The organism is Pseudomonas izuensis (assembly GCF_009861505.1).
Taxonomy (GTDB): domain Bacteria; phylum Pseudomonadota; class Gammaproteobacteria; order Pseudomonadales; family Pseudomonadaceae; genus Aquipseudomonas; species Aquipseudomonas izuensis.
In genome coordinates, this window is the sequence record NZ_WTFT01000020.1 from 25,920 (window position 1) to 38,643 (window position 12,724).

Here is a 12,724-nt window from a genome sequence, read left to right on the forward strand (position 1 = left end):
GACGACTGAATTGCGTACCCGATGACCGACGAATCGCCCTCCATCGACAAACTGCTGAAAAACCTCGATCACGCCATGCTCGCCGACCGCCACCGGCTGCGGCGGCAGTTGCTTGAGCTGCGCAAAAAACCCGATGAGGCCAAACTGGCCCAGTGGGTGGCGCGCATGCAGGCGTCCTGTGACCAGGTGCTGGCGCGCAAGGCCAGCCTGCCGGTGATTCGTTATGACGACAGCCTGCCGATTGCCGCCAAGCGCGACGAAATCAAGAAGGCACTGGAAAAGCATCAGGTGCTGATCATCGCCGGCGAAACCGGCTCGGGTAAAACCACCCAGCTGCCGAAGATCTGCCTGGAAATCGGGCGCGGCCAGCATGGCCTGATCGGCCACACCCAGCCGCGCCGGATTGCCGCGCGCAGCGTGGCGAGCCGGGTGGCCGAAGAGCTGGGCACGCCGCTGGGCGCGCTGGTCGGCTATCAGGTGCGGTTCGAGGATCAGAGCGATTCCAATACCCTGATCAAGCTGATGACCGACGGCATTTTGCTGGCGGAAACCCAGAACGACCGGTATCTGGAACGCTACGACACGATCATCGTCGACGAAGCCCACGAACGCAGCCTCAACATCGACTTCCTGCTCGGTTATCTGAAAACCCTGCTGCCGCGCCGTCCGGACCTGAAAGTCATCATCACCTCGGCGACCATCGACCTGGAGCGCTTCTCCAAGCACTTCGACGATGCACCGATAGTCGAGGTCTCCGGCCGAACCTTCCCGGTGGACACCTGGTATCGCCCGCTGACCCTGGAGCAGGACGAAGAGGGCAACCGCGTCGAAGACGACCTGACCGTGGATCAGGCGATTCTCGCCACCCTCGACGAAATTGCCGCCTATGAGCGCAGCGAACGCCGTAGTCCCGGCGACGTGCTGGTGTTCCTGCCCGGCGAGCGCGAGATTCGCGACGCCGCCGACATGTTGCGCAAGGCCCAGCTCAAGCACACCGAGATCCTGCCGCTGTACGCGCGCTTGTCGCCGGCCGAGCAGCAGCGGATTTTCCAGTCGCATCCGGGGCGTCGTGTGGTCCTGGCAACTAACGTCGCGGAAACCTCGCTCACGGTGCCGGGCATTCGCTACGTGATCGACAGCGGCACCGCGCGCATCAGTCGCTACAGCTACCGTGCCAAGGTTCAGCGCCTGCCCATCGAAGCGATTTCCCAGGCCAGCGCCAACCAGCGCAAGGGCCGTTGCGGGCGGGTCGAGCCGGGCATTTGCGTGCGCCTGTACAGCGAAGAAGATTTCCTCGGTCGCCCGGAATTTACCGATCCGGAAATCCTGCGCACCAACCTCGCGGCCGTTATCTTGCAGATGCTGCACCTGCGCCTTGGCGAAGTGACTGCGTTTCCGTTCATCGAGCCGCCGGATGGCAAGGCCATCAGCGATGGTTACAACCTGCTGCAAGAACTCTCGGCGGTGGACCGCAACAGCCAGTTGACCCCGCTCGGTCGTCAGTTGGCACGGCTGCCGGTGGACCCGCGCATGGGGCGCATGCTGCTGGAAGCGGCGAAGCTCGGCAGCTTGCAGGAAGTGCTGATCGTCGCCAGCGCCATGTCGATCCAGGACCCCCGCGAACGCCCGCCGGAACGCCAGCAAGCGGCGGATCAGGCCCATGCGCAATGGAAAGACGCCGACTCGGACTTCGCCGGGCTGGTCAATCTGTGGCGCGGCTTCGAGGAGCAGCGCCAGGCGCTGACCGCCAGCCCGCTGCGCAACTGGTGCCGCAAGAATTTTCTCAATTACCTGCGCCTGCGCGAGTGGCGTGACTCCCATCGCCAATTGAGCCTGATCTGCCGCGACATGCAGCTGAGCCTCAACAAAGAGCCGGCGGATTACCCGAAACTGCACAAAGCGGTGCTGGTGGGGCTGCTCAGCCAGATCGGTCAGAAGACCGAAGACGGCGACTACCTGGGCGCCCGTCAGCGGCGCTTCTGGATTCACCCCTCGTCGGGGATCGGCAAGAAACGTCCGCAATGGCTGATGACTGCCGAACTGGTGGAAACCACCAAGCTCTACGCGCGCATGGTGGCGAAGATCGACGCCGACTGGATCGAACCGCTGGCCGGGCACTTGATCAAGAAAAATCACTTCGAGCCCCATTGGGAGAAGAAGCGTGGCCAAGTGGTCGCCTTCGAGCAGATCACCTTGTTCGGGTTGATCGTGGTCGGTCGCCGCCCGGTACATTACGGGCCGGTAGACCCGGTGGTGTCCCGTGAACTGTTCATCCGCGAAGCGCTGGTGCGTGGCGAAATCCAGTCCAAGGCCAAGTGCCTGACAGCGAACAAACAGTTGCTGGAGCAGCTCGATGAGCTGGAAGCCAAGGCTCGTCGTCGCGACATCCTCGCTGATGAGGAAACCCTGTACGCCTTCTACGATGCGCGGCTACCGGCGGAGATTCACCAGACCGCGACCTTCGACAGTTGGTACCGGATCAACAGCCAGAAAAACCCGCAGCTGCTGATCATGCGTGAAGAAGACGTGCTCGCCCGCGAGGCCAGTGAAGTCACTGCCCAACACTATCCGGACACCCTGCACATCGGCGATCTGGAGTTGGCGCTGAGTTACCACTTCGAACCGAACCACCCGCGCGACGGCGTGACCCTGCGTGTACCGGCGCCGCTGTTGCCGATGCTGCCGCCGGAACGTCTGGAATGGCTGGTGCCGGGTGTCATCGAAGCCAAGTGCATCGCGCTCGTTCGTAACTTGCCCAAGGCACTGCGCAAGAACTTCGTGCCGGTGCCGGACTTCGTCAAGGCTGCCTTGCAGCGCATGACCTTTGCCGAGGGGTCGTTGCCCCAGACCTTGGGTCGCGAGCTGCTGCGCATGACCGGCGCCCGTGTCAGCGATGAAGCCTGGGCCGAAGCGGCGCAACAGGTGGAAAACCATCTGCGCATGAACCTGGAAATCGTCGACGCTCAGGGCAAGTTCCTGGGTGAAGGCCGAGATCTGGCCGAACTGACGGCGCGCTTTGCCGAAGCCAGCCAAGCGGCGCTGGCCGTACCGCAAACCGCGAAAAGCCAGCAACCGGTGGAGCCGAAGGTGTTCGCCGCCGTGGCCGAGAAAACCCAGCAAAAGATTGCCGGGCTGTCGATGACGGTCTACCCGGCGCTGGTGGAAGAGGGCGGCACGGTCAAGGAAGGACGTTTTTCCACCCCGGCTGAAGCCGAGTTCCAGCACCGACGCGCTCTGCAGCGCTTGCTGATGCAGCAACTGGCGGAACCGGCGAAGTTTTTGCGTGGCAAGCTGCCAGGGCTGACCGAACTGGGCCTGCTGTACCGCGACATGGGGCGCGTTGACGCGCTGGTGGAAGACATTCTGCTGGCCAGCCTCGACAGCTGCATTCTCGACGGCGAAGACCCGTTGCCCCGTGATGGTGCCGGCCTGGCGTCGCTGGCCGAGCGCAAGCGCGGTGCCTGGACCGAACACGCCGAACGCGTGGCGAAGCTGACCCTGGAAATCCTCAAGCTCTGGCATGGCCTGCAAAAACGCTTCAAGGGCAAGATCGACCTGGCGCAAGCCGTGGCCCTGAACGACATCAAGCAGCAGCTCAGCCATTTGGTATATCCAGGCTTTGTCCGCGAAACACCGATGCAATGGCTCAAGGAATTGCCACGTTACCTCAAGGCCATCGAGCAGCGTTTTGAAAAGCTCGGATCTCAGGTGCAGAAGGACCGGGTATGGAGTGGCGAATTGGCCAATCTCTGGACTCAGTACCAGACTCGCGCCAACAAGCACGCCCAGGAAGGCAAGCGCGATCCGCAACTCGAGCTTTATCGCTGGTGGCTGGAGGAGTACCGGGTGTCGCTGTTCGCCCAGCAACTGGGAACCAAGGTGCCGATCTCCGACAAGCGTTTGAGCAAGCAGTGGACGCAAGTGGAGCCCTGACACTGACCACCTGTGGGAGCAAAGCTTGCTCGCGATGGCGATTTCAAGGACGCCATCGCGAGCAAGCTTTGCTCCCACAGGGTAAGGCGGCTTTGGTGTGGGGCATTCATTTGCAAAAGGCGCCAAATCATTAGGTTTATGGCAAACTTCGCGACCATAAACGCCGTTTTCGCGACCCAGAGCCTTCGGCCATGTTGCGTGTCGGAATAACGTTGCCAGTTTTGCGTCCCCAGGATGGGAATAGACCCTTTGTGTGTTGGTACGTCGGTGCCAATGCTTTCTGCCTGAACAGATTAGAGACACGACCATGCATAACGTCGTCATCAGCGGCACCGGCCTTTACACTCCGGCCAACAGCATCTCCAACGAAGAGCTGGTGCAGTCTTTCAATACGTATGTGGCGCAATTCAACGCCGACAACGCCGATGCCATTGCTCGCGGTGAAATCGAAGCGTTGACCGAATCCAGTGCGGCGTTCATCGAAAAAGCCTCCGGTATCAAGAGCCGCTATGTCATGGACAAAGACGGCATCCTTGACCCGCAACGCATGGCGCCACGCTTGCCGGAGCGTTCCAACGACGAATGGTCGGTGCTTTGCCAAATGGCCATCGGCGCTGCCGAACAAGCCTTGCAACGCGCGGGCAAGACTGCGGCGGATATCGACGGCGTGATCGTCGCCTGCTCCAACCTGCAACGTGCCTACCCGGCGATTGCTATTGAAGTTCAGGAAGCGCTGGGCATCCAGGGTTTCGGTTTCGACATGAACGTGGCGTGTTCTTCGGCCACCTTCGGTATCCAGACCGCCGCCAACAGCGTCCAGCTGGGCCAGGCCCGTGCGATCCTGATGGTCAACCCGGAAGTCTGCACTGGCCACCTGAATTTCCGCGACCGCGACAGCCACTTCATCTTCGGTGACGCGGCCACTGCAGTGATCATCGAGCGCGCCGACCAGGCCACGTCCAAGTATCAGTTCGACATTGTCAGCACCAAGTTGCTGACCAAGTTCTCCAACAACATCCGCAACAACTTTGGCTTCCTCAACCGCGCAGCGGAAGAGGGCGTTGGTGCCAGGGACAAACTGTTTGTCCAGGAAGGTCGCAAGGTGTTCAAGGAAGTCTGCCCGATGGTTGCCGAGCTGATCGGTGCGCATCTGGAAGAGAACCAGCTCAACATCAGCGATGTGAAGCGCTTCTGGCTGCACCAGGCCAACCTCAGCATGAACCACCTGATCGTCAAGAAACTGCTGGGCCGCGATGCCACAGAGCAGGAAGCTCCGGTGATTCTCGACACCTACGCCAACACCAGTTCCGCCGGTTCCGTGATTGCGTTTCACAAGAATCAGGACGACCTGCCGGCCGGTTCGCTGGCGGTGCTCAGCTCGTTTGGCGCCGGTTACTCGATTGGCAGCGTGATTCTGCGCAAGCGCTGAGTCTTCAGCTCACCCGGAACCCTGTGGGAGCAAAGCTTGCTCGCGATGGCGGACATTCAGTCGACATCTCTATTGAATGTGCCGACGTAATCGCGAGCAAGCTTTGCTCCTACAGGGGGGGTGATGTTCAGGTACGCGGCAGGCGAATGACCGCTGTAAGCCCACCGCCCGGGGTTTCTTCCAGGCTCAACTGCCCACCCAGCCGTTCCGCCGCTTCGCGGGCGATGGTCATGCCCAGGCCGACGCCACCGGAATTGCGATTGCGCGAACCTTCCAGGCGAAAGAACGGTTCGAACACCGCTTCGCGTTGCTCCGCGGCGATTCCCGGTCCGTGGTCAATGACCCGAATCAGCAGATGTTCGCGATGATCTTCCAGGGAGATCAACGCCTGGCCGGCATAACGCAAGGCGTTGTCCAGCAGGTTGTTGACGCAGGAGCGCAATGCCATCGGCTGAACTTGCAGCGGCGCGCAGTGGCCGCTGGCCTGAGCATCGGCGCCCTGGTCCTGGGCGTTTTCGCTCAGGGACTCCACCAACGCCTGCACATCCATCCACTGCGGCGCCTCACTGGTGCGCTGTTCGTGCAGGTAAGTGAGGGTGGCATCGAGCATGCTGATCATGTCGTCCAGGTCCTGGCGCATCTGGCCCTGCAACCTGTCATCGTCGATCTGCTCCAGCCGCAGCTTGAGCCGCGACAGCGGCGTGCGCAGGTCGTGGGACACCGCGCCGAGCATCCGTGAACGTTGTTTCACTTGCTCGATGATGCGTCGCTGCATTTTGTTGAAGGTATGCGCCGCTTGCCGCGCTTCCCGTGGGCCGGACTCCTCCAGTGGCGGGCTGTCGAGGTTTTCACTCAGGCGTTCGGCCGCGTCGCTCAGCCGCTGAATCGGCCGGCTCAGTAATTTGGCGCCATACCAGGCGGCGATGATCAGCGAGATCAATTGAAACGTCAGCGGTACCAACGGCCCGCCGAACCACGGCCGGGGTGGCCGATTGGCGAAACGCGGGGCCGGTGGCGGGAGTTGGCCGTCAAAGCCTTCGGAGAACGCGGGGGGCGGCGGAGGTGGCGGTGGGCCGTAATGGTGAAACCAGGCAAAGGCCAGCAAATGCGCGAGGATGATCGCCAGCAACAGCACGCCAAACAGGCGGCCGAACAGCGTATCGAAGCGCCCGCGCATCAGCCGATGTCCCGGGCGTCGAACAGGTAACCTTCGCCGCGCACGGTTTTGATCAGCTGCGGTGCCTTCGGGTCATCACCGAGTTTCTGCCGCAGGCGCGACACCAGCAGGTCAATGCTGCGATCAAAGGCTTCGATCGAGCGGCCGCGGGCGGCGTCCAGCAATTGTTCGCGGCTCAGCACCCGGCGCGGACGTTCGATGAACACCCAGAGCAGGCGGAACTCGGCGTTGGACAGCGGCACCACGAGGCCATCGGCGGCAATCAACTGGCGCAGCACGCTGTTGAGCCGCCAGTTGTCGAAACGGATGTTCGCCCGTTGTTCGGTGCGATCATCGCGTACCCGGCGCAGGATGGTCTGGATGCGCGCCACCAGCTCCCGGGGTTCGAACGGCTTGGCCATGTAATCGTCGGCGCCCAGCTCCAGGCCGATGATCCGGTCGGTGGGTTCGCAGCGGGCCGTGAGCATCAGAATCGGGATGTCCGACTCGGCGCGCAGCCAGCGGCACAACGACAGGCCGTCTTCGCCGGGCAGCATCAGGTCCAGCACCACTACGTCGAAATGCTCCGCCTGCATGGCCAGGCGCATAGCCGCGCCATCGGTGACGCCGCTGGCGTGGATATTGAACCGGGCCAGGTAGTCGATCATCAGTTCGCGGATCGGGACGTCATCGTCGACGATCAGGGCGCGAATGCTCCAGCGTTTGTCGTCGCCAGGCGTTTTTTGCTCGTCGTTCACAGGTGCGTGGGTGTTGTGCATGCGTGCGTTCATCTGCCAGGTTGGCTGCCAACCACAAAGATAGGCCGCGAGGGAGTGTTTCCAGCATAGGCGTCCGGCCCGGGGGCGGGAAGTGCTGTTGTAAGGGCTTATTGCGGCTGACGAGGGTAGCGGGCGAGGGTGTTGTGGGCATGTCAGCTATGTACCGAGTTCGACACAATGGCCGCAAAGGCTAGTCTTGCCTGAGCGATCTCGACGATTTACCGATCATCGGGTCCCGCAGCGGCGCTGGTTCCGCTACAATGCGCGCCGATTTCGACTTGCCTGAGAGCCCACTCATGTCCGCCTGCCAGACTCCTATCATCGTCGCCCTGGATTTCCCCACCCGTGACGCCGCACTGAAGCTGGCTGATCAGTTGGACCCGAAGCTGTGCCGGGTCAAAGTCGGTAAGGAACTGTTCACCAGCTGTGCATCGGAAATCGTTGGCACTTTGCGTGACAAGGGCTTCGAAGTGTTCCTGGACCTCAAGTTCCACGACATCCCCAACACCACCGCCATGGCCGTCAAGGCCGCAGCGGAAATGGGCGTATGGATGGTCAACGTGCACTGCTCCGGTGGCCTGCGCATGATGGCAGCGTGCCGTGAAGTGCTGGACAAACGCAGTGGTCCGCAGCCCCTCCTGATCGGCGTAACCGTGCTGACCAGCATGGAGCGCGAGGATCTGGCGGGTATCGGCCTGGATATCGAGCCGCAGGAACAGGTGCTGCGCCTGGCCGCTCTGGCGGAAAAAGCCGGGATGGACGGCCTGGTGTGCTCGGCCCTGGAAGCCCAGGCCCTGAAATCGGCGCACCCGTCGCTGCAACTGGTGACCCCGGGTATTCGCCCGGCGGGCAGCGCCCAGGATGACCAGCGCCGTATTCTGACCCCGCGTCAGGCGCTGGAAGCCGGTTCCGACTACCTGGTGATCGGCCGTCCGATCAGCCAGGCGGCGGATCCGGCAAAGGCGTTGGCCGACGTGGTGGCCGAACTCGCCTGATCCAACGCTGAACAACCCATTGTGGGAGCGAGCCTGCTCGCGAAGAGGGAGTGTCAGCCGACATCAATGTTGACTGATACACCGCTTTCGCGAGCAGGCTCGCTCCCACAGTTGTTTGGTGGTGATTTTGGTTATTGGGTTAGACCTTCAGCACCAACTTGCCGAAATTCTCCCCGCTGAACAACTTCATCAGCGTCTCCGGGAACGTCTCCAGCCCTTCCACGATGTCTTCCTTGCTCTTGAGCTGACCCTGGGCCATCCAGCCGGCCATTTCCTGCCCGGCGGCGGCAAACTGCGCGGCGTAGTCCATCACCACAAAGCCTTCCATTCGCGCGCGGTTGACCAGTAGCGCCAGATAGTTGGCCGGACCCTTGACCGCTTCCTTGTTGTTGTACTGACTGATGGCGCCACAGATCACCACCCGCGCTTTCATGTTCAGGCGGCTCAGCACCGCGTCGAGAATGTCGCCGCCGACGTTATCGAAGTACACATCGACGCCTTTAGGGCATTCGCGCTTGAGACCGGCGATCACATCTTCGTTCTTGTAGTCGATGGCGCCGTCGAATCCCAATTCATCGATCAGGAATTGGCACTTGTCCGCGCCGCCAGCGATGCCGACTACGCGGCAGCCCTTGATCTTGGCAATCTGCCCGGCAATGCTGCCCACCGCACCGGCTGCGCCCGACAGCACCACGGTCTCGCCAGCCTTGGGTGCACCGACATCGAGCAGGGCGAAGTAAGCCGTCATGCCGGTCATGCCCAGCGCGGATAAGTAACGCGGCAGCGGTGCCAGTTTCGGATCGACCTTGTAGAAGCCTCGTGGCTCACCCAGGAAGTAATCCTGCACCCCCAGCGCCCCGTTGACGTAGTCCCCGACCGCGAACCCAGGGTTGTTCGAGGCTACGACCTTGCCGACACCCAGGGCGCGCATCACTTCACCCAGACCCACCGGCGGGATGTAGGACTTGCCTTCATTCATCCAGCCGCGCATGGCCGGGTCCAGCGAGAGGTATTCGTTTTTGACCAGGATCTGACCCGCGGCCGGCTCGCCGACCGGTACTTCCTGATAGGTGAAAGTCTCGCGGGTAGCCGCGCCCACGGGACGTTTGGCAAGCAGGAACTGGCGGTTGCTCTGGGAAGTCATGACAGGCACTCAAGATGAATGAAGCCTTGTTGATAGCCCTTCACGGGCGATGCCGCAAGTTGGGCTGATGCGGCGAATGCAGGTTGATCCAGTGCAGTGATAGTTGGTACGGCAGTCCCATCACTGCAACTCATGGGGGTTCAACCGGCCTTTTGATAGTGCTGCCGCGACAGGGCTCGCCGTGGCTAGACTGAAAAAATCCGATCTCCCGCAAACATCTCTTCGAGGACACAACAATGAGCATGACGTTTTCCGGCCAGGTCGCCGTAGTGACGGGCGCCGCCAACGGTATTGGTCGCGCAACTGCCCAGGCGTTCGCCGCCGAGGGCTTGAAGGTGGTGGTGGCCGACATGGATACGGCAGGCGGCGAGGGGACGGTGGCGCTGATTCGGACGGCGGGCGGCGAAGCGACCTTCGTGCGCTGCAACGTCACCGTGGAAAGCGACGTGAAAAATCTGATGGAGGAGGTGGTCAGTACTTACGGCCGTCTGGACTATGCCTTCAACAATGCCGGCATCGAGATTGAAAAGGGCAAGCTGGCCGAAGGCACCGTCGACGAGTTCGATGCGATCATGGGGGTCAACGTCAAAGGCGTCTGGTTATGCATGAAGTACCAATTGCCGCTGCTGCTGGCCCAGGGGGGCGGCGCCATCGTCAACACCGCTTCGGTGGCCGGTCTCGGTGCCGCGCCGAAAATGAGCATCTACGCCGCGTCCAAACACGCGGTGATCGGCCTGACCAAATCGGCGGCCATTGAATACGCCAAGAAAAAGATCCGGGTCAACGCGGTATGCCCGGCGGTGATCGACACCGACATGTTCCGTCGCGCCTATGAAGCCGACCCGAAGAAAGGCGAGTTCGCCAATGCCATGCACCCAGTGGGCCGTATCGGCAAGGTCGAGGAAATCGCCAGCGCGGTGCTGTACCTGTGCAGCGATGGCGCAGCGTTTACCACCGGGCACTCGTTGGCCGTGGATGGTGGAGTTACAGCGTTCTGAAGCCACGCGCTGATACGCAGTAAAAATCGAACCTGTGGGAGCGAGCCTGCTCGCGAAGAGGGAGTGTCGGGCAACATCAATGTTGTCTGATACACCGCTTTCGCGAGCTGGCTCGCTCCCACAGGTTTTTCATTGCCTGGAATAGGGCCTTTTCCATGGTTCCGTGAAGGCGTCATGCAGTGTGTTTCAAATGATTGAAACAGGTGATCCTGACGGCGTTGTCGCACATCCCGGCCAACACTCCTGTGATTTACTGGTTTGCGCAAACCAACAGGAGTTGCTCGCTCATGGAATTGAGAATCGATCGACGGGCCTTGGTGCCAGTCGTGCAGCAAATCGTTGACGCGTTAACCTGCTGGATCCGTTGCAATGACGTAGCCCCCGGCACGCGTTTGCTTTCCGTGCGGAAAATTGCGCACATCAATTTGCTCAGTCAATCTTGTGTCGTCGAAGCCTGTGAGCGATTGGTCGTAAAAGGGGTGCTGGAGTCGCGTCATGCCGCCGGTTACGTCGTGGCTTCTCCAGTTTCGAGCTCGGCGCGGCAAACGCACACTTCCTTGTGCCATTTGGCATTGGGCGAGGGCGGCTTGCCCGAAAGCTGGCGCGAGACGGACGATCTGGCGTACGCAATCCGAGAGGTCAGTCGCACTGACATGGCCAGTTTGTTCAACTACAGTTCGCCGTTGGGCCTGCCCGCTTTGCGTCAACAGATACTGAAGTGGCTGAAACAGCGGAAAATCAACGTCGAGGACAGTCGAATCCTGACGACGGCGGGGGCCAGTCAGGGGCTGGACCTGATCGTGCGGACGCTGTTCAAACCGGGAGACTGCGTGGTGGTGGAATGCCCCGGCTACCCAGCGTTGTTCGATCTGCTCAACCTGCACGGTATCAGCATGCTTGAGGTTCCACGAACTCCATGCGGGCCGGACCTGGCCGCGTTGGAAGCGCTGATGCTCAAGCACCATCCTCGCGGATTGTTCATCAACAGCTTCCATCACAATCCGACCGGCTGCAGCCTGACGCCCGAGGTGGCGCAGCGGGTACTGCAAATGGCGAAAGAACGGGGTGTGCAGGTGATCGAAGACGATGTTTATGCGGACCTGCACAGCGGCCCCGGCAAGCGCCTTGCCGCACTGGATGACGGAGTGATCTATGTAGGCAGCTATTCAAAAACCCTCAGCAGTTCCTTGCGGGTCGGTTTTGTAGTCGCCAGTGTCCAGATGATTGTGCGATTGGCTGAAGTCAAGATGATCAGCAGCATGGGCGCCTCGCGATTTTGCGAGTCGGTGGTGGCCTGCCTGTTGGCTAACGGCGCCTATCGCCAATTGGTGCAGCGTCAGCGGCAGCGCTTGAACAGTGAACGCCAGGTGGTATTGCAGCTGCTCGAAGACGCCGGGTGGGAGGTGTTTGGCAAGCCTGTAGGAGGCCTGTTCATCTGGGCGCGGTCGCGGATGCAGGACGACGCTCAAGTACGGGTGCAGGCCCGACGCTTCGGCGTCTTGCTGTCATCGACGACGGCCTTTAGCCCCACCGGCGCGGCCACTGACTGGCAGCGCATCAATGTGGCCTGTGCTGGTGATCCGCGAACCCGGGCATTTTTTCAGGCCACCGCTCCGGATCGACCTCAAGCGTTCTGAAAACGACGCAGGCGTAGCTTTTTGCCATTATTCCGACGCCAGAGACTTGTGTTGCCACAGGCCCGTTGCGAATCTCCGTCTACAGACTATGGCAGGGGACTAAGTGCAATGATTTCGGCCGTGCAAGGACGTTTTGCCAACCTCGGTATGGCAAAAAAACTGGGTATCGGGTTTGTGCTGGTGCTGTTGTTGACCGCCCTGGTGGCGGCCATCGGCGTCTGGTCCCTGCAAACCATCAGTCAGCGTTTCGACGGGCTCAAGCAGATGTCGTCGCTCAACAGCGGTTTGCTGAAGGTACGCCTGCTGGAGCAGGAATATGCCTTGCACGGCAATCCGAAAACCGCTGACGCCCTGCACGAAGGCGTTGATGGCTTGATCGCCCTGGCCAACCAGCTCAAGACTGAATCTACTGCGAACGTGCCGGTGATGAATGATGTCGAGCAGTCCCTGGGCGCCTACCGCAAGGCGTTCGACGAGTTTGTCTCGCTCAGTCAGGCCAAGGACCTGGCGCTGGAAATGGCCAGTTGGTCGGTCTCCAGCGTGGCCAATAACCTCGACGTGCTGCAGGCCGGGCTGGCCGATGACGGTACCTACACCCTGAAAAGTTCAGAGGGCAAGGACGGTGCGCAATTCATCGAACAGGCCAGTCAGGT

Annotated in this window: 8 protein-coding genes; 5 read left to right on the forward strand and 3 right to left on the reverse strand. The window is 61.2% G+C overall.

Annotated elements, in window-relative coordinates; all coding sequences use genetic code 11:
- Positions 1-21 precede the first annotated feature (21 nt).
- Together hrpA and GPL81_RS18250 are read left to right on the forward strand one after the other, a co-directional pair.
- Complete coding sequence (gene hrpA, locus GPL81_RS18245) at positions 22-3,933, forward strand: ATP-dependent RNA helicase HrpA (RefSeq protein WP_160107841.1); 3,912 nt, start codon at positions 22-24, stop codon at positions 3,931-3,933.
- Positions 3,934-4,240: 307 nt separating this feature from the next.
- Positions 4,241-5,362, forward strand: coding sequence for a beta-ketoacyl-ACP synthase III (locus GPL81_RS18250; protein WP_096512952.1), 1,122 nt, complete (start codon positions 4,241-4,243; stop codon positions 5,360-5,362).
- 127 nt (positions 5,363-5,489) lie between these two features.
- On the opposite strand, the gene GPL81_RS18255 is transcribed toward GPL81_RS18250, so the two are convergent.
- Positions 5,490-6,539: a sensor histidine kinase gene (locus GPL81_RS18255; protein WP_160107842.1), complete on the reverse strand. Its 1,050-nt coding sequence runs from the start codon at positions 6,537-6,539 to the stop codon at positions 5,490-5,492.
- Positions 6,539-7,297, reverse strand: coding sequence for a response regulator (locus GPL81_RS18260; protein ID WP_160107843.1), 759 nt, complete (start codon positions 7,295-7,297; stop codon positions 6,539-6,541). Before GPL81_RS18260 ends, GPL81_RS18255 begins: the two co-directional genes overlap by 1 nt.
- 296 nt (positions 7,298-7,593) lie before the next feature.
- Between GPL81_RS18260 and pyrF the strand changes: the two genes are divergently transcribed.
- Positions 7,594-8,292 (forward strand): orotidine-5'-phosphate decarboxylase, encoded by a 699-nt coding sequence (gene pyrF, locus GPL81_RS18265; RefSeq protein ID WP_175389663.1) that lies wholly within the window; start codon positions 7,594-7,596, stop codon positions 8,290-8,292.
- A 139-nt stretch (positions 8,293-8,431) separates the two neighbouring features.
- Here pyrF and GPL81_RS18270 read toward each other — a convergent pair whose 3' ends face one another.
- Positions 8,432-9,436, reverse strand: coding sequence for an NADP-dependent oxidoreductase (locus GPL81_RS18270; protein ID WP_160107845.1), 1,005 nt, complete (start codon positions 9,434-9,436; stop codon positions 8,432-8,434).
- Between the two features lie 236 nt (positions 9,437-9,672).
- Here GPL81_RS18270 and GPL81_RS18275 point away from each other — a divergent pair, with 236 nt between their 5' ends.
- Positions 9,673-10,434, forward strand: a complete 762-nt coding sequence (locus GPL81_RS18275) for an SDR family oxidoreductase (protein WP_160107846.1) — start codon at positions 9,673-9,675, stop codon at positions 10,432-10,434.
- 287 nt (positions 10,435-10,721) lie between these two features.
- Complete coding sequence (locus GPL81_RS18280) at positions 10,722-12,071, forward strand: aminotransferase-like domain-containing protein (RefSeq protein WP_160107847.1); 1,350 nt, start codon at positions 10,722-10,724, stop codon at positions 12,069-12,071.
- The last annotated feature ends 653 nt before the right edge of the window (positions 12,072-12,724 follow it).

Bases quoted from the DNA above. Each gene is read 5' to 3' on its own strand.
- hrpA (WP_160107841.1), top strand. From the start codon at position 22: ATGACCGACGAATCGCCCTCCATCGACAAACTGCTGAAAAACCTCGAT.
- GPL81_RS18250 (WP_096512952.1), top strand. From the start codon at position 4,241: ATGCATAACGTCGTCATCAGCGGCACCGGCCTTTACACTCCGGCCAAC.
- GPL81_RS18255 (WP_160107842.1), bottom strand. From the start codon at position 6,539: ATGCGCGGGCGCTTCGATACGCTGTTCGGCCGCCTGTTTGGCGTGCTG.
- GPL81_RS18260 (WP_160107843.1), bottom strand. From the start codon at position 7,297: ATGCACAACACCCACGCACCTGTGAACGACGAGCAAAAAACGCCTGGC.
- pyrF (WP_175389663.1), top strand. From the start codon at position 7,594: ATGTCCGCCTGCCAGACTCCTATCATCGTCGCCCTGGATTTCCCCACC.
- GPL81_RS18270 (WP_160107845.1), bottom strand. From the start codon at position 9,436: ATGACTTCCCAGAGCAACCGCCAGTTCCTGCTTGCCAAACGTCCCGTG.
- GPL81_RS18275 (WP_160107846.1), top strand. From the start codon at position 9,673: ATGAGCATGACGTTTTCCGGCCAGGTCGCCGTAGTGACGGGCGCCGCC.
- GPL81_RS18280 (WP_160107847.1), top strand. From the start codon at position 10,722: ATGGAATTGAGAATCGATCGACGGGCCTTGGTGCCAGTCGTGCAGCAA.